The sequence below is a fragment of the Pseudomonas sp. 22072 genome (assembly GCF_052046095.1).
Lineage (GTDB): Bacteria > Pseudomonadota > Gammaproteobacteria > Pseudomonadales > Pseudomonadaceae > Aquipseudomonas > Aquipseudomonas paracarnis.
Map to the genome: position 1 here is coordinate 16633 of NZ_JBQEQE010000020.1, position 16971 is coordinate 33603.

General features: G+C 61.1%; 14 protein-coding genes. 10 read left to right on the forward strand and 4 right to left on the reverse strand.

Features of this window, described 5'->3' with window-relative positions; genetic code table 11:
- Window positions 1-130: 130 nt before the first annotated feature.
- Window positions 131-2617, forward strand: coding sequence for a circularly permuted type 2 ATP-grasp protein (locus ACTJLA_RS19580; protein ID WP_105225565.1), 2487 nt, complete (start codon window positions 131-133; stop codon window positions 2615-2617).
- Window positions 2617-3507: a transglutaminase family protein gene (locus ACTJLA_RS19585; RefSeq protein WP_089042129.1), complete on the forward strand. Its 891-nt coding sequence runs from the start codon at window positions 2617-2619 to the stop codon at window positions 3505-3507. Before ACTJLA_RS19580 ends, ACTJLA_RS19585 begins: the two co-directional genes overlap by 1 nt.
- 131 nt (window positions 3508-3638) lie before the next feature.
- On the opposite strand, the gene ACTJLA_RS19590 is transcribed toward ACTJLA_RS19585, so the two are convergent.
- Window positions 3639-3821, reverse strand: a complete 183-nt coding sequence (locus tag ACTJLA_RS19590) for a hypothetical protein (protein ID WP_034125662.1) — start codon at window positions 3819-3821, stop codon at window positions 3639-3641.
- 333 nt (window positions 3822-4154) lie between these two features.
- Here ACTJLA_RS19590 and azu point away from each other — a divergent pair, with 333 nt between their 5' ends.
- A complete protein-coding gene (gene azu / locus ACTJLA_RS19595) occupies window positions 4155-4601 on the forward strand; it encodes an azurin (RefSeq protein WP_314546004.1) in 447 nt (148 codons plus the stop codon).
- A 138-nt stretch (window positions 4602-4739) separates the two neighbouring features.
- Here azu and nadE read toward each other — a convergent pair whose 3' ends face one another.
- The 3 genes from nadE to ACTJLA_RS19610 form a co-directional block, all read right to left on the reverse strand.
- A complete protein-coding gene (nadE, locus tag ACTJLA_RS19600; protein WP_014716685.1) occupies window positions 4740-5567 on the reverse strand; it encodes an ammonia-dependent NAD(+) synthetase in 828 nt (275 codons plus the stop codon).
- Between the two features lie 3 nt (window positions 5568-5570).
- Window positions 5571-6785, reverse strand: a complete 1215-nt coding sequence (pncB, locus tag ACTJLA_RS19605) for a nicotinate phosphoribosyltransferase (RefSeq protein WP_003188094.1) — start codon at window positions 6783-6785, stop codon at window positions 5571-5573.
- A gap of 207 nt (window positions 6786-6992) precedes the next feature.
- Window positions 6993-7883: a LysR family transcriptional regulator gene (locus tag ACTJLA_RS19610; protein WP_034125663.1), complete on the reverse strand. Its 891-nt coding sequence runs from the start codon at window positions 7881-7883 to the stop codon at window positions 6993-6995.
- A 153-nt stretch (window positions 7884-8036) separates the two neighbouring features.
- On the opposite strand from ACTJLA_RS19610, the gene amaB reads away from it, so the two are divergent.
- The 7 genes from amaB to ACTJLA_RS19645 all read left to right on the forward strand — a co-directional run bounded on the left by amaB (window position 8037) and on the right by ACTJLA_RS19645 (window position 16583).
- The gene (gene amaB, locus ACTJLA_RS19615) at window positions 8037-9527 is read left to right on the forward strand and encodes an L-piperidine-6-carboxylate dehydrogenase (RefSeq protein WP_019818294.1); all 1491 of its coding nucleotides are present in this window, start codon (window positions 8037-8039) and stop codon (window positions 9525-9527) included.
- Window positions 9528-9724: 197 nt separating this feature from the next.
- Entirely contained in the window at window positions 9725-11008 is a 1284-nt protein-coding gene (amaA, locus tag ACTJLA_RS19620) for an L-pipecolate oxidase (protein WP_054918839.1), read from the forward strand.
- A 374-nt stretch (window positions 11009-11382) separates the two neighbouring features.
- On the forward strand, window positions 11383-12519 hold the full coding sequence (locus ACTJLA_RS19625; RefSeq protein ID WP_034125665.1) for a branched-chain amino acid ABC transporter substrate-binding protein: 1137 nt from the start codon (window positions 11383-11385) through the stop codon (window positions 12517-12519).
- A gap of 284 nt (window positions 12520-12803) precedes the next feature.
- On the forward strand, window positions 12804-13718 hold the full coding sequence (locus ACTJLA_RS19630; RefSeq protein ID WP_003188099.1) for an ABC transporter permease subunit: 915 nt from the start codon (window positions 12804-12806) through the stop codon (window positions 13716-13718).
- 2 nt (window positions 13719-13720) lie between these two features.
- A complete protein-coding gene (livM, locus tag ACTJLA_RS19635; protein ID WP_003188100.1) occupies window positions 13721-14998 on the forward strand; it encodes a high-affinity branched-chain amino acid ABC transporter permease LivM in 1278 nt (425 codons plus the stop codon).
- A complete protein-coding gene (locus ACTJLA_RS19640) occupies window positions 14995-15870 on the forward strand; it encodes an ABC transporter ATP-binding protein (RefSeq protein ID WP_005784285.1) in 876 nt (291 codons plus the stop codon). The genes livM and ACTJLA_RS19640 overlap by 4 nt, the downstream gene beginning before the upstream one ends.
- Window positions 15867-16583, forward strand: a complete 717-nt coding sequence (locus ACTJLA_RS19645; protein ID WP_005784287.1) for an ABC transporter ATP-binding protein — start codon at window positions 15867-15869, stop codon at window positions 16581-16583. Before ACTJLA_RS19640 ends, ACTJLA_RS19645 begins: the two co-directional genes overlap by 4 nt.
- The last annotated feature ends 388 nt before the right edge of the window (window positions 16584-16971 follow it).

Sequence of the window (16971 nt, forward strand, 5' to 3'; positions counted from 1 at the left end):
AGGGCTTTTGTGGCGAGGGAGCTTGCTCCCGCTGGGGTGCGAAGCNCCCTCGCCACAACAAGCCAGCTCCCACATTGGATCGTAGTGAATTTGAGTTAACCTGACTTCCCTTGCCTCTGCCGAGCGTTCCATGTCCGACTTGCTCGACCGTTACCCGCTCACCGCGGGCACCTATCACGAACTGCTGGACGCCAGCGGCGCGGTGCGTGCCCATTGGCGACGCTTGTTCGATCACCTGCAACGCAGCACGCCCGCACAACTGGCCCAGCGCCAGGCGTTGTTGACGCGTCAGATCCAGGAAAACGGCGTCACCTATAACGTCTACGCCGACCCCAAGGGCGCCGACCGCCCCTGGGAACTGGACCTGCTGCCTCATGTGCTGGCGGCCGAGGAGTGGCAGCAACTGTCGGCCGGCATCGCCCAGCGTGCGCGCCTGCTCAATGCGGTGCTGGCCGACCTGTATGGCCCGCAGCGCCTGATCAAGGAAGGCTTGCTGCCGGCCGAACTGGTGTTCGGGCATAACAATTTTCTGTGGCCGTGCCAGGGCATCCAGCCGCCCGACGGTGCGTTCCTGCATCTGTACGCGGTCGACCTGGCGCGCACGCCGGACGGCCGCTGGTGGGTCACCGCCGACCGTACCCAAGCCCCATCGGGCGCCGGCTACGCCCTGGAAAACCGCACCATCGTGTCCCGCGCCTTCCCGGACCTGTACCGGGATATGCAGGTGCAGCACCTCACCGGTTTCTTTCGCACGCTGCAGGAAACCCTGGCGCGCCAGGCCCCTGGCGATGACCAGCCGCCACTGATCGTGCTGCTCACGCCGGGGCGTTTCAACGAAAGCTATTTCGAACACCTGTACCTGGCGCGCCAGCTCGGCTACCCCTTGGTAGAGGGCGGCGACCTCACCGTGCGCGACAGCACCGTGTTCCTGAAAACCCTTAGCGGCCTGCGCCGGGTGCACGCGATCATGCGTCGCCTTGATGATGATTTCTGCGACCCGCTGGAGTTGCGCACCGACTCCGCGCTCGGCGTGCCGGGCCTGCTCGACGCCGTACGCCAAGGCAATGTGCTGGTGGCCAATGCCTTGGGCAGCGGCGTGCTGGAGTCCCCGGGGTTGCTGGGCTTTTTGCCCAAGATCAACGAGTTTTTGTTCGGTGAAGCCTTGATCCTGCCGTCGATTGCCACCTGGTGGTGCGGCGAAGCGCCGGTGCTTGCCGAAGCCTTGGAAAAACTCCCGGAGCTGCTGATCAAGCCGGCATTTCCCTCACAAAGTTTCGCCCCGGTGTTTGGTCGCGACCTTGACGACGAACAGCGCCAGGCCCTGGCTGAACGCATGCGTGCGCGACCCTATGCCTATGTCGCCCAAGAGCTGGCGCAACTGTCTCAGGCGCCGGTATGGCACACCGTGGATGACCACTTGCAACACCGTGCCATTGGTATGCGTGTCTACGCCGTGGCCAGTGAAGACGGTTATCGGGTACTGCCCGGCGGCCTGACTCGCGTGGCGGCCGACGCCGATGCCGAGGTGGTGTCGATGCAGCGCGGCGGGGCGAGCAAGGACACCTGGGTACTCGGCGAACGCGTGCCGGGTGGCGAGCAGTGGCGCGCCCAACGCACCATTGGCGCCTATGACCTGGTGCGCCGCGATCCCTATCTGCCCTCGCGCGTGGTGGAAAACCTGTTCTGGTTCGGTCGTTACTGCGAGCGCTGCGACGACAGTGCGCGCTGGCTGCGCATTGTGCTGGCGCGGTATGTCGATGGCGACGATCCGCTGGCGTTGCAGGCCGCCGTCGAACTGGGCGAAAGCCTGCGCCTGTTGCCGGAGGAGGGCGAGCTGCCTGAGCGCCTGCTCGCCGCCTTGCTGGGTGATGACTGGCCTTCAAGTCTGCGCGCCAACCTGCAGCGTCTGCAGTGGGCGGCGTCCCAGGTGCGCGGCAAGTTGTCCAGGGAAAACTGGCAGGCCCTGGTGGAGCTGCAACGCGAAGCCATGGAACTGGAAAGCGACACTGCAGACTTTGGCGAGCTGCTCGACTTTCTCAACCGCCTGGTGATGTCCCTGGCGGCACTGTCCGGTTTTGCCCTCGACGACATGACCCGCGATGAAGGCTGGCGCTTCTTGATGATGGGCCGGCGCATCGAGCGTCTGCAGTTTCTGAGCAGCAGCCTTGCGGCATTCCTGCGCGGCGTGGCGGTGTTCGATCAGGCCGGGCTGGAATGGTTGCTGGAGCTGGGCAACAGCAGTATCACCTACCGCTCGCGCTACCTGGCGGTGCCGCAGTTGATCCCGGTGCTCGACCTGCTGCTGCTCGACGAGCAGAACCCCCATGCGGTGCTGTTCCAGCTCAAGTTGGTGAGCCGCACCCTGCGCCGTCTCAATGATGATTTTGGCGTGCCCCGTGAAACCGGGCTGGCGCCTTTGGTCGAGTGCCTGGCGCGTTTTGACCTGGGCTGCCTGGAGAACGGCCTGTTTGGCGAAACCAGCGTGCGTGCCGCGCTGGACGGCCTGGCCGACCTGCTGCAAGCGGTGGCCGATGAAAGCGGGCAAGTGTCGGATCGCCTGGCGCTGCGCCATTTTGCCCACGTGGATGATGTCAGCCAGCAAACGGTGTCGGTGTAATGAGCGCGCGCTACCAGATTTTCCACGATACCCATTACCACTATGACAGCCCGGTGTCCCTGGCCCAGCAACTGGCGCACCTCTGGCCAAGGCCGTGCGCCTGGCAGAAGTGCACCTGGCAGCAGTTGGATATCAGCCCGGAACCCACCTCGCGCCGCGACGAACTGGACGTATTCGGCAACCCGATCACTCGCCTGGCGTTCGAACGGCCCCATGATGAATTGCTGGTGAACGCCGGGCTCACCGTGGAAGTGCTGGCGCGACCCGCTCTGGACTTCCAGCGGTCGCCGCCCTGGGACCACACCCGCGACAGCCTGACTTACAGCAGCCAGGCATTGAGCACCGAACTGATCGAAGCCTGTCGTTATCGCTTCGAGTCGCCCTATGTCCATCTGAAGAAAACTTTCGTCGAGTTCTCCGAAAGCTGCTTCCCGCCCGGCGAGCCTTTACTGCTGGGCACGCAGGCATTGATGGAGAAGATCTTCAGCGAATTTACCTTCGATGCCGAAGCCACCCAGGTCGCCACGCCGCTGGTTGAAGTGCTGGAGCGCCGTCGCGGCGTGTGCCAGGACTTCGCTCACCTGATGCTTGCCTGCCTGCGTTCGCGGGGCCTGGCGGCGCGCTATATCAGCGGCTACCTGCTGACCCAGCCACCGCCCGGCCAGCCACGGCTGATTGGCGCGGATGCGTCCCATGCGTGGGTCTCGGTGTTTTGCCCGGTATCAGGCTGGGTGGATTTTGACCCGACCAACAATGTGCAGCCGGCGCTGGAGCACATCACCCTGGCCTGGGGCCGGGATTTCTCCGATGTGTCGCCGTTGCGTGGGGTGATTCTGGGGGGAGGCAGCCACGACCCGGAGGTGCGGGTGACGGTGATGCCGCTGGAATGAAAAACGATCATTCCCACGCTCTGCGTGGGAATGCCTGCTGTGACGCTCTGCGTCACCCTTGCGCTGGCTTCAAGCCTGGTGCGGGACGCGGAGCGTCCTGGGCTGCATTCCCACGCGGAGCGTGGGAACGATCATTCAGTTGGAGCTTTCGGGGTTTCGGTCTCGTCAGGTGCCGCTTCACCTTCGGCATCCGGGTTCAGCGCGCCGGCTTCTTCCTCAGCAGCGGCTTTCTTGCGTTGCAGCTTTTCCTCTTTCTTCTGTTCCTTGGCCAAGTCTCTCTGACGTTTGGCGAAGGAGTAATTAGGTTTGGCCATGGGCGATCCTCTAGGGTCGAAGGTGAGGGTGGGCGGCGCGCAGCTGCCTCGGGTCGTCATGGTAGCAGCTTCGGGGGGGCGTTTGCTTTCACTTACCGCAGGCGTAGGCAGCCAGGAGGCCGTTGAACAGGTGATTGAGGTGCATGGCATGAACTCCCGTGAGTGATGGGCCGATCATAATCAGGGTGCGGCAGTTTGGCTGGTTGATTGTGTTGATGAAGCTGATAGCCTAAAGTTGTATACAATCTGTTGATTCAGATCATAAGAACTCAAGCCTGATTGAGGCACCCTTACCGCAATCCGCGTTTTTAAAACCCTGCCTTGGAGATTCACATGTTTGCCAAACTCGTTGCTGTTTCCCTGCTGACTCTGGCGAGCGGCCAGTTGCTTGCTGCAGAGTGCAAGGTCACTGTCGACTCCACCGACCAAATGTCGTTCAACACTAAAGAAATCACCATCGACAAGAGCTGCAAGCAGTTCACCGTTGAGCTGACTCACTCGGGTAACCTGCCCAAGAACGTGATGGGCCATAACTGGGTGCTGACTACCGAAGCCAATATGCAACCGGTGGCAACCGACGGCATGGCTGCGGGGATCGACAAGGATTACCTGAAAGCCGGTGATGAGCGCATCATCGCCCACACCAAGATCATCGGTGCTGGCGAGAAAGACTCGGTGACCTTCGACGTCTCCAAGCTGAAGGCCGATGAGACGTACAAATTCTTCTGCTCGTTCCCAGGCCACATCTCGATGATGAAAGGTGCTGTGGTCCTGAAGTAAGACCGCGTTACCGTTCATCGCAGGCAAGCCAGCTCCCACACTTGACCGCATTCCCATGTTGGAATCCGGTCAAGNGTGTGGGAGCTGGCTTGCCTGCGATGCCGATCTGACAATCAATGCAAAACGATCGGGTTCACCTCAAGGCGCAAACGGCATCACCCGCTTGTGCTCGGTCTTGCGATAGGTCTCGCAGATAATCCTGAACGCCTCCTCACGCACCGGCTCCCCCTGCAGGAACGCATCGATCTCGGCATAGGTCACGCCATGTGACGCCTCGTCCGGCTTGCCCGGCGACAGGTCTTCGAGGTCGGCGGTCGGCACCTTCTCCACCAGCGATTCCGGCGCACCAAAGTGGCGGGCAATGGCCCGCACCTGATGTTTCACCAGCCCGCTCAACGGTGCCAGATCGCACGCGCCATCACCGAACTTGGTGTAGAAGCCCATCACCGCCTCCGCCGCATGGTCGGTGCCGATCACCAGCCCACCGGCCGCGCCAGCGATGGTGTACTGCGCCACCATACGCATGCGCGCCTTGGTGTTGCCCAGCACGAAGTCACGGGACGCCGCGGCCTTGCCTTCAAAGGCGGCCACTTCATTGGCCAGGGCTTTAACCGCCGGGCCGATGTTCACGGTGTGACGTTCATCCGGCTCGATAAAGTCCACCGAGGCCTGGGCGTCGTGCTCGTCGAACTGGGTTTCGTAGGGCAGGCGCACGGCGATAAAGCGGTACGCCTCATCGCCGGTGCTGGCGCGCAGTTCCTGCACCGCACGTTGGGCCAACAGGCCTGCGGTCAGGGAGTCGACACCACCACTGATGCCGAGCACCAGGGTCTTGAGCCCGGAATTGCGCAGGCAGTCCTGGATAAAGGCCACGCGCCGGGCAACCTCGGCTTCGAGTGCGGCCTGGTCCTTGAACGGGGCTTGCACCTTGAGCTGTTGTGCAATCTCACGCTGTACGGCTTGCATGATTCACTCCTTGCTGGATAGGGCAGGTACTTTGAAAACGTGACGCAAATAGGCGACAAAATTCGGGTCGGTGCAATGGGTCTTGCCCGCTTCATCGGAGATCTTCGCGACGGGCTGGCCATTGCAGGCGGTCATTTTAAGCACGATGCTCATCGGTTCCACCCCTGGAATATCACAGGTCAGGTTGGTGCCGATGCCAAAGCTCACATTAATGCGACCGCGCAACGCCCGGAATATTTCCAAGGCTTTGGGCAATGTCAGACTGTCGGAGAACACCAGGGTCTTGCTCATCGGTTCGATGCCCAGCTTGTGGTAGTGAGCGATGGCTTTTTCTGCCCACTGGATCGGATCACCGGAGTCATGGCGCAGGCCGTCGAACAGCTTGGCGAAGTACAAGTCGAAGTCGCCGAGGAAGGCGTCGGTGGTGATGCAATCGGTGAGGGCGATACCCAGCAGGCCACGGTACTCGCGTACCCAGCAATCAAGGGCGGCGATCTGGCTGTCGATCAGGCGCGGGCCGAGTTGCTGGTGGGCCATGATCCACTCATGGGCCATGGTGCCCAGCGGCTTCATATCGAATTCGCGCGCCAGGTGCACGTTGCTGGTGCCGACAAAGCGCCCAGGGAAATCGTGCTTGAGCACGCTGACCACTTCCTCCTGCACCCGGTAGGAAAAACGCCGGCGCGTGCCGAAGTCCGCCACTTGCAGCTCCGACAGCTCATCGCTGCTGGCGTTGGCGGTCAACCAGTCGAACTTGCGATACAGCTGCTCGCGGGCCTGTTCAAGGATCACGGTCTGGTAGCGGTAGCGGTTACGCACCTCGCTGACGATGGCCAGCATTGGCACTTCAAACAGGATCACATGCAGCCACGGCCCGCGCAGGCGGATAAACAACTCGCCGTTTTCGATGCCGGTTTGCACATACCGCAGGTTGAAGCGAAACAGCCCGAGGAAGCGCAGAAAATCCGGCTTCATAAAGCTGATGCGTTCCAGGAAACCCAATTGATCGGGGCTCAGGCTCAGCTCGGCGAGGCGCTCGATCTGGTAACGAATCTCCGCCAGGTAAGGGCGCAGGTCTTCACTGTTACGGCAACGAAACTCCCATTCAACTTCCACGTTCGGGTAGTTGTGCAGCACCGCCTGCATCATGGTCAGCTTGTAGAAGTCGGTGTCGAGCAGGTTCTGCACGATGCGATCGGCAAACACACTCTCGCTCATAACGGAAATCTCCAGACGGGTCGGCGATGGAGGCCGGCCTTTACGCACAATTGAGGAAGGGGGTTAGTGGCGCATAGACTTGTGGGGTTTTGCCAGTGATTTTTTCAGTAAGGCCACTGGCGCCATCGCAGGCAAGCCAGCTCCCACATTTGGAGTGCATTCCAAACGGTGGGAGCTGGCTTGCCTGCGATGGCGATTCTCCAGGCGCTAAAGCACCTGCTCCATCATCCACTTCACAAACTCGCGCACCTTGGGCACCTCCGCCGAATGCTCAGGATACGCCAGGTAGTAAGCATCCTGGCTTGGCATCGCATGTTGCCAGGGGATCACCAACTTGCCCTCGGCCAATTCCTCCTCCACCAGAAAACGCGGCAACAGCGCCACGCCGCATCCCACCTGCGCCGCACGAATACACATATAAAACGTGTCGAACCGCGGCCCATGGTAGCTGTGCTCGGTATGGAAACCCTGGCTGGCGAACCAGTCATGCCAGCCTTGGGGCCGTGACGCGTTTTGCAGCAGCACCAGCTCGCTCAGTTGTGTGGGGTCGGTGAAGGGCTGGGCGGGCAGGCTGTCGGGCGAACACACCGGTACCAGCTCTTCACTGAACAATTTCAGGCTCTCGGTGCCGGGGCGTGCGCCCTGGCCGAAATAGAACGCCATGTCGGCCTTGCCTTGCAGTAACTCGTCCGGGTCCTGTTCGTTGCACAGGTCCAGGTGGATCTGCGGGTGGCGCAAACGCCAACCCTTGAGGCGCGGTACCAGCCAGCGTGCGCCAAAAGTGTAGGGCGTGGACACGCGCAGCACTTCGGTTTCACCGCCGTAGGAGCGCAGGTAGTGGGTGGACATTTCCACTTGGGTGAGGATCTTGCGCACTTCCACCAGGTACAGGTCGCCCGCCGGGGTCATCTGCAAGCGGCGGCGCACGCGGCGAAACAGCAAGTGTTGTAACAGCTCTTCCAGCTGCGCTACTTGTTTGCTCACCGCGCTTTGGGTGAGGTTCAGTTCCTCGGCGGCGCGGGTGAAGCTCAGGTGGCGGGTGGCCGCTTCGAAACACTGCAGGGCGGTGATCGAGGGCAAATATCTTTTGTTCAGCACGGCATGCCTCTTTTTATTCTTTGCATGAATAAAGGGAATGATATCTCGCCTAATCGTCGTTTGTTGGCAAGTCTTGGGCCAGCTACAAATAGGCTCAGGATCGCCGTGCAAGCAGCGGCGCGATTTTTCTACGCAGATTTGAAGGAGTGACCCATGGTTGCCGCATTGCTTGATCGTCTCGGGGTAAACCCGGCGCTGTACCAGGCTGGGAAACAACCCGTGCATTCACCGATTGATGGCAGCCGTATCGGCAGCGTCCATTGGGAAGGTGCCGCCGAGGTGGAGCAACAGGTCAGTCGCGCCGAGCATGCATTCGAAGCCTGGCGCAAAGTGCCGGCGCCGCGACGTGGCGAGCTGGTGCGCCAGTTCGGCGACGTATTGCGCGAGTACAAGGCCGACCTGGGCGAACTCGTTTCCTGGGAGGCCGGCAAGATCACCCAGGAAGGTTTGGGTGAAGTGCAGGAAATGATCGACATCTGCGACTTCGCCGTCGGCCTGTCGCGCCAGTTGTACGGCTTGACCATCGCCTCCGAGCGCCCCGGCCACCATATGCGTGAAACCTGGCACCCGCTGGGCGTGGTCGGCGTGATCAGCGCCTTTAACTTCCCCGTGGCCGTGTGGGCGTGGAACACCGCGCTGGCCTTGGTGTGCGGCAACGCGGTGATCTGGAAACCGTCGGAAAAGACCCCGCTCACTGCACTGGCCTGCCAGGCCTTGTTCGAGCGCGTACTGAAAAAATTCGACGGCGCCCCCGAGTACCTCAGCCAAGTGATCATCGGCGGCCGCGACGCCGGCGCTGCGCTGGTGGATGACCCGCGCGTTGCCCTGATCAGCGCCACCGGCAGCACGCGTATGGGCCGTGAAGTGGCACCCAAAGTCGCCGCGCGTTTCGCCCGCAGCATCCTTGAGCTGGGCGGCAACAACGCGATGATCCTCGGCCCAAGCGCCGACCTGGACATGGCCGTACGCGCTATCCTGTTCAGCGCAGTGGGCACAGCCGGCCAACGCTGCACCACCCTGCGCCGGCTGATCGCCCATGAGTCGGTCAAGGAAGAAATCGTCACCCGCCTCAAGGCCGCCTATTCCAAAGTGCGCATCGGCCACCCACTGGAAGGCAACCTGATCGGCCCGCTGATCGACAAGCACAGTTTCGACAACATGCAGGACGCCCTTGAGCAAGCCTTGAGCGAAGGCGGCAAAGTGTTCGGCGGCAAGCGCCAACTGCAAGACAAATTCCCCAACGCCTACTACGTATCGCCAGCCATCGTGGAAATGCCCGAGCAAAGCGACGTAGTGTGCAGCGAAACCTTCGCGCCGATTCTTTACGTGGTCGGCTACACCGACTTCGCCGAAGCCCTGCGCCTGAACAACGCCGTGCCACAAGGCTTGTCATCCTGCATCTTCACCACTGACGTGCGTGAAGCCGAGCAGTTCATGTCGGCGGTGGGCAGCGACTGTGGCATTGCCAACGTCAACATCGGCCCGAGCGGCGCGGAGATCGGTGGCGCGTTCGGGGGTGAAAAAGAAACCGGCGGCGGGCGTGAATCGGGCTCGGATGCGTGGCGCGGGTATATGCGCAGGCAGACCAATACCGTGAACTACTCGCTGGAGCTGCCTCTGGCACAAGGCATCACGTTCGACTGAGCCTCAGGTCGGAGTGAGATCAATGTGGGAGCAGGCAAGCCAGCCCCCACAGGTGATACTGATCGTTCCCACGCTCTGCGTGGGAACGCATCCTGTGACGCTCTGCGTCACGACAATGCGGACGCGGAGCGTCCAAGGCTACATTCCCACGCAGAGCGCGGGAACGAGCGGTGGTGAATTCATCCCGGAGTCTGGCAATGGCACTGCGCGAAACATGTTTATGGGAACACCTCACTCCAGGCCGCCCCGACCGAGCCGCGCTCAAGGGCGCTGTCAAGGTGGATGTGTGCGTGATCGGCGCCGGAATCACCGGTTTGTCGGCGGCCATTCATTTGCTGGAACAGGGTAAAAGCGTCGTCGTACTGGAAGCCCATCGCACCGGCCACGGTGGTTCGGGGCGCAACGTCGGGCTGGTCAACGCCGGCCTGTGGATTCCACCGGACGAGATCGAGGCCGGTTTCGGCACGGCGGTGGGCAGCCAACTCAACCGCATGTTGGGTGCGGCGCCGTCCCTGGTGTTCAGCCTGATCGACAAGTACAACATCGACTGCCAATTGCGCCGTGAAGGCACCTTGCACATGGCGCACAACGCCCGTGGCGAGGCGGATTTGCGCAGCCGTGAGGAGCAGTGGAAACGCCGTGGCGCACCGGTTGAGTTACTCACCGGCCAGGCCTGCGAGCAGGCCACCGGTACCCGGAAAATCGCCGCCGCGTTGCTGGATCGGCGCGCCGGCACCTTGAACCCCATGGCCTACACCACTGGGTTGGCGAATGCCGCCGCAGCGTTGGGCGGGCAGTTGTTCGATCATTCCCCGGTCACCCAGCTTGAACGCCAAGGCGCCGATTGGTCGGTGCAGACCGCCGAGGGCGCGGTGCAGGCCGCGCAGGTGGTGATCGCCTCCAACGCCTACACCGAAGGCGAATGGACCGAACTGCGGCGTAACTTCTTCCCCGGCTATTACTATCAGGTGGCCTCGGCGCCGCTGACCGATGACGCGGCCAAGCAGATCCTCCCCGGCGGCCAGGGTTCGTGGGACACGCGCCAGGTCCTGAGCAGCATTCGCCGCGATGCCGATGGCCGCCTGTTGCTGGGCAGCCTGGGTAACGGCAACCAGAAACCGGCGTGGTTCCTCAAAGCGTGGGCCGATCGGGTGCAGCAACACTACTTCCCGTACCTCAAACCGGTGCAGTGGGAATACACCTGGACCGGCTGCATCGCATTCACTCCCGACCACTTGATGCGCCTGTTCGAACCGGCCCCCGGCCTGGTGGCGGTTACCGGTTATAACGGACGCGGGGTGACCACCGGCAGCGTGGTGGGTAAGGCGTTTGCCGACTACCTGTGTCACCAGGACACCCAAGCCTTGCCGATCCCTTTTACGCCCATGCAACCCTTGGCCGCGGTGGGCTTGCGCAGCTGCCTGTATGAAGCCGGCTTCTCGCTCTATCACGCCGGGCAATGCCTGAGGATCGTGATCTGATCAGCGAAATACCCCTCAAAAGCCTGCGTTTTCTTAGCAGGCTACCCATCTGTATTGGTGCAAGTCGTAGCAATCGCGCACTGTAAATGTGCAGTTCCGTTACGCACATTGTTACAGCTGCAGGAACTGTCGTTTATGCCTGTGGTTGCAGGTGCGACCTGCCAGGGTTGTACTTTTTTGAAGTGTTGGTTGCACCTATAGACGCTAGACGGTTGCACGTCCTGGCAAAAGGCGTCGAAACGCCTGTAATAACAATGACACCGTGTCTTTTTGAAGAATAAAAAAGTAATGGCACGCGGCTTGCTCTGAGCTTTCGGTGAAAGGTTTGAATGCAAGTTGTCGTGCCAAAAATCAAAAATATCGGAGCACCACTCATGTCCCAGACGTTTTACAAGAAAGGTTTTCTGGCCCTCGCCGTTGCTGCGGCGCTGGGTGTTTCTACGTTTGTTCAAGCTGATGTGAAAATTGGTGTGGCGGGCCCGATGACGGGTGCCAACGCCGCTTTCGGTGAGCAGTACATGAAGGGTGCCCAGGCGGCAGCCGACGTTATCAACAAGGCCGGCGGCATCAACGGTGAGCAGATCAAGCTGGTGGCGGGCGATGACGCCTGCGAGCCCAAGCAGGCCGTGGCCGTGGCCAACCGCCTGGCCGACCAGGACAAAGTGATCGGTGTGGTCGGGCACTTCTGCTCATCCAATACCATCCCGGCGTCTGAGGTTTACGACGAAGCAGGCATCATCGCCATCACCCCAGGCTCCACCAACCCACAAGTGACCGAACGCGGCCTGGGCGCCATGTTCCGCATGTGCGGGCGTGACGACCAGCAAGGCATCGTCGCCGGCGACTACATCGTCGACGTGCTCAAGGGCAAGAAAGTCGCGGTGATCAACGACAAGGACACCTACGGCAAAGGCCTGGCCGACGCCACCGCCGCCCAGTTGACCAAGCGCGGCGTCAAGCCGGTGCTGGAAGAGGGCCTGACCCGTGGCGAGAAAGACTTCAGCGCCCTGGTCACCAAGATCCGCTCCCTGGGCGCCGACGTCGTGTACTTCGGCGGCCTGCATCCGGAAGCCGGCCCACTGGTGCGCCAGATCCGTGAAGCGGGCTTGAAAGACGTCAAGTTCATGTCCGATGACGGCGTGGTCACCGACGAGTTGGTGTCCACCGCAGGTGGTGCGCAGTACGTCGATGGCGTGTACATGACCTTCGGCGCCGACCCGCGCCTGCTGCCGGACAGCAAGACGGTCGTGGAAGAGTTCCGCAAGAACGGCACCGAGCCTGAAGGCTACACCCTGTACGCCTACGCTTCGATCCAGGCCTTGGCCGCCGGCTTCAACGGTGCCAAGTCCAACAAGGGCGAAGACGCTGCCAAGTGGCTCAAGGCCAACCCGGTTAAAACCGTCATGGGCGAAAAAGCCTGGGATACCAAGGGCGACCTGAAAGTCTCTGACTACGTGGTTTACCAGTGGGACAAAGACGGCAAATACCATCAGCTGGAAAAGCAGAAGTAAGTACAAGCACCACGGGCCTAAGGTTAGGGGGGCTTGCTGTGGCGAGGGAGCTTGCTCCCGCTGGAGTGCGTAGCACTCCCAACCGCTTACCGAAATACATCTGATGTATCTCGATTGCCCAGTTTGGGGCTGCTTCGCAGCCCAGCGGGAGCAAGCTCCCTCGCCACATAAGCCAGCTCCCACAGAGGGCGTGGTTGCCTGCTCCATTGCAACAAACCTGTCTTTTCCTCCAGAAGCGCCGCACACCCACCGGTGTGCAGGTGCTCACCGCGTGAGATTGCGTTATGGATGGTATTTTCCTGCAGCAACTGGTCAACGGCCTGACCCTCGGGTCGGTCTATGGCCTGATCGCCATCGGCTACACAATGGTCTATGGCATCATTGGCATGATCAACTTCGCCCACGGCGAGGTTTATATGATTTCCGCTTACCTCGCGGCGATCAGTCTGGCACTGCTGGCTTACTTCGGCATCGAATCCTTCCCGCTGCTCATTCTCGGTACCTTGATCTTCACCGTGGTCGTCACCGGCGTGTACGGTTGGGTGATTGAGCGTGTCGCCTACAAACCCCTGCGTAACTCCACCCGCCTGGCACCGCTGATCAGCGCCATCGGTATCTCCCTGATCCTGCAGAACTACGCGCAGATCGCCCAGGGCGCCAAGCAACAAGGCATTCCCACCCTGCTGGCCGGCGCCTGGCGCGTCGATATCGGCACCGGGTTCGTGCAACTGACCTACACCAAAGTGTTCATCCTGGTCGCCGCTTTTGCCGGCATGGCCTTGCTCACCTACATCATCAAATACACCAAGCTCGGCCGCATGTGCCGCGCCACCCAGCAAGACCGCAAGATGGCCTCGATCCTGGGCATCAACACCGACCGCGTGATCTCCTACGTATTCGTCATCGGCGCAGCGATGGCTGCCCTGGCCGGCGTGCTCATCACCCTCAACTACGGCACCTTCGACTTCTATGCCGGCTTCATCATCGGCATCAAGGCGTTTACCGCGGCGGTACTCGGCGGCATCGGCTCCCTGCCTGGGGCGATGCTGGGCGGGATCATCCTCGGTATCTCCGAGTCGCTGTTCTCGGGGTTGATCAACTCTGACTACAAAGACGTGTTCAGTTTCTCCCTGCTGGTGGTGATTCTGATTTTCCGTCCCCAGGGCCTGCTTGGTCGCCCACTCGTGGCGAAGGTGTAAACATGTCTGCTGCCAAATCCATTGATATCAAGAAAAGTGTGGTCGATACGGTACTCGCGGGGCTGATTTCGCTGATCGTGTTCGGCCCGATTGTCGGCGTGGTGCTCGACGGCTACAGCTTCAACCTGGAACCTGCGCGGGTTGCCGTGCTGGTCGCCATCGTGATGGCCGGGCGCTTTGCCCTCAGCCTGTTCCTGCAAACCCCCAAGGGCGTGAAGATCCTGCAGGGGTTCGAGAGCAGCGGCTCCGGCGTGCACGTGCTGCCACCGGATTACAAGTCGCGGCTGCGCTGGATCATCCCGGCGCTGATCGTGATCGCCATTGTGTTTCCGATCTTCGCCAACAAATACCTGCTCACCGTGGTGATCCTGGGGCTGATCTACGTGTTGCTCGGCCTGGGCCTGAACATCGTGGTGGGCCTGGCGGGCCTGCTCGACCTGGGTTACGTGGCCTTCTACGCCATCGGTGCCTACGGCCTGGCGCTGGGTTATCAATATCTGGGCCTGGGCTTCTGGACGGTCCTGCCACTGGCGGCCATCGCGGCGGCGTTGGCGGGGTGCATACTCGGCTTCCCGGTGCTGCGAATGCACGGTGACTACCTGGCCATCGTGACCCTGGGTTTTGGTGAAATCATTCGCCTGGTGCTCAACAACTGGCTGTCGTTCACCGGTGGCCCCAACGGTATGCCCGTGCCGTCACCGACCTTCCTGGGCCTGGAGTTCGGCAAGCGTGCGAAGGATGGCGGCATTCCGTTTCACGAGTTTTTCGGCATCGATTACAACCCCAACATCAAGTTCATGTTCATCTACATCGTGCTGTTTCTGGTGGTGCTGGCCGTGCTGTACATCAAGCATCGCCTGACGCGCATGCCGGTCGGCCGCGCCTGGGAAGCCCTGCGCGAAGATGAAATCGCCTGCCGTTCCATGGGCCTGAACCATGTGCTGGTCAAACTCTCAGCCTTCACCATCGGCGCGTCCACCGCCGGTTTGGCCGGGGTGTTCTTTGCCAGCTACCAGGGCTTCGTCAACCCGTCGTCGTTTACCTTCTTCGAGTCGGCGTTGATCCTCGCCATTGTGGTGTTGGGCGGCATGGGCTCGACGGTTGGCGTGGTGATCGCAGCGTTCGTGTTGACCGTGGCGCCGGAACTGCTGCGTAGTTTTTCCGAGTACCGCGTGCTGCTGTTTGGGGTGTTGATGGTGGTGATGATGATCTGGCGACCGCGTGGCTTGATACGGATTAGCCGTACCGGTGTGACGCCACGCAAAGGGGTAGCGCCATGAGCAAGGAAGTCGTGCTGTCTGTCGAACACCTGATGATGCACTTCGGTGGTATCAAAGCCTTGAGCGATGTAAGCCTCAAGGTTGAACGCAACTCGATCTTCGCCCTGATCGGCCCCAACGGCGCCGGCAAGACCACGGTGTTCAACTGCCTCACCGGCTTCTACAAAGCCAGTGGCGGCAAGATCGAGCTCAACGTGCGCGGCAAGCAAACCAACGTGATCCAACTGCTCGGCGAGCGCTTTGAGGCCACCGACTTCGTGTCGCCCAAAAGCTTCCTCAGCCGCGTTTACTACAAGATGTTCGGCGGCACCCACCTGGTGAACCGTGCCGGCCTGGCGCGCACCTTCCAGAACATTCGCCTGTTCAAGGAAATGTCGGTGCTGGAAAACCTGTTGGTGGCCCAGCACATGTGGGTCAACCGCAACATGCTTGCCGGCATCCTCAACACCAAGGGCTACCGCAAGGCCGAAAGCGATGCGCTGGACTGCGCGTTCTACTGGCTGGAAGTGGTCGACCTGGTGGACTGCGCCAACCGTCTGGCCGGCGAGCTCTCCTACGGCCAGCAGCGCCGCCTGGAGATCGCCCGCGCCATGTGCACGCGGCCGCAGATCATCTGCCTGGACGAACCAGCAGCGGGCCTCAACCCGCAGGAAACCGAAGCCCTCAGCGCGATGATTCGCCTGCTGCGCGACGAACACGACCTTACGGTGGTGCTGATCGAACACGACATGGGCATGGTGATGAGTATTTCCGACCACATTGTGGTGCTGGACCACGGCAACGTGATCGCCGAAGGCGGCCCGGATGCGATCCGCAACGACCCGAAAGTGATCGCCGCCTACCTGGGCGCGGACGAAGAGGAGCTGGTATGAGCGCACCTATCCTCGAAATGAAGGACCTGGACGTGTTCTACGGCCCGATCCAGGCCCTGAAAAAAGTCTCGCTGCACATCAACGAAGGCGAAACCGTCAGCCTGATCGGCTCCAATGGCGCGGGTAAGTCCACGTTGCTGATGTCGATCTTCGGTCAGCCTCGGGCCGAGTCGGGGCAGATCCTCTACAACGGCGTCGACATTACTCACAAGTCGTCCCACTACATCGCTTCCAACGGCATTGCGCAGTCGCCGGAAGGGCGGCGGGTGTTCCCCGACATGACCGTCGAGGAAAACCTGCTGATGGGCACCATCCCCATTGGCGACAAGTTCGCCAGCGAGGACATGCAACGCATGTTCGAGCTGTTCCCCAGGCTCAAGGAGCGACGCAACCAGCGGGCGATGACCATGTCCGGTGGTGAGCAACAAATGCTCGCCATCGCCCGTGCGCTGATGAGCCGGCCCAAGCTGTTGCTGCTCGATGAGCCAAGCCTGGGGTTGGCGCCGATTGTGGTGAAGCAGATCTTTTCCACCCTGCGCGAGCTGGCGTCCACCGGGATGACCATTTTCCTGGTGGAACAGAACGCCAACCATGCGCTGCGCCTGTCGGACCGGGCGTATGTGATGGTCAATGGTGAGATTCGCCTGACAGGCACCGGCAAGGAGTTGCTGGTGAACGAGGAAGTGCGCAACGCCTACCTGGGCGGTCACTGACCCAAGATCCAGGCGCATCAACCCTGTGGGAACCGGGCCTTATGTGGGAGCCGGGCTTGCCCGCGATAGCATCACCTCGGTTTAGCTGACATACCGAGGTGGCCGCATCGCAGGCAAGCCAGCGCCCACCCATAGCCGGTTCCCACATTTGTTTTTGCGGTGTCAACAAGCCCTCCACCAAATTGTGGAAAACAAATCCAGCCCACCTCAAAAGCGCGACATATAGCCGCCGCAAATCCCTGTTTTGTCACAGTTTTGACTTGTCCCCATCCACTGTGGAACCGGCTGTGGGTAACGTGGGAGTAGCTGGCTGAAAGCCTTTAACCACGTGGCTTGTAGCGTGTTGGTTGTTTTTCGATCAGGGTGTTTTTCGCGACCGTCTCAAGGG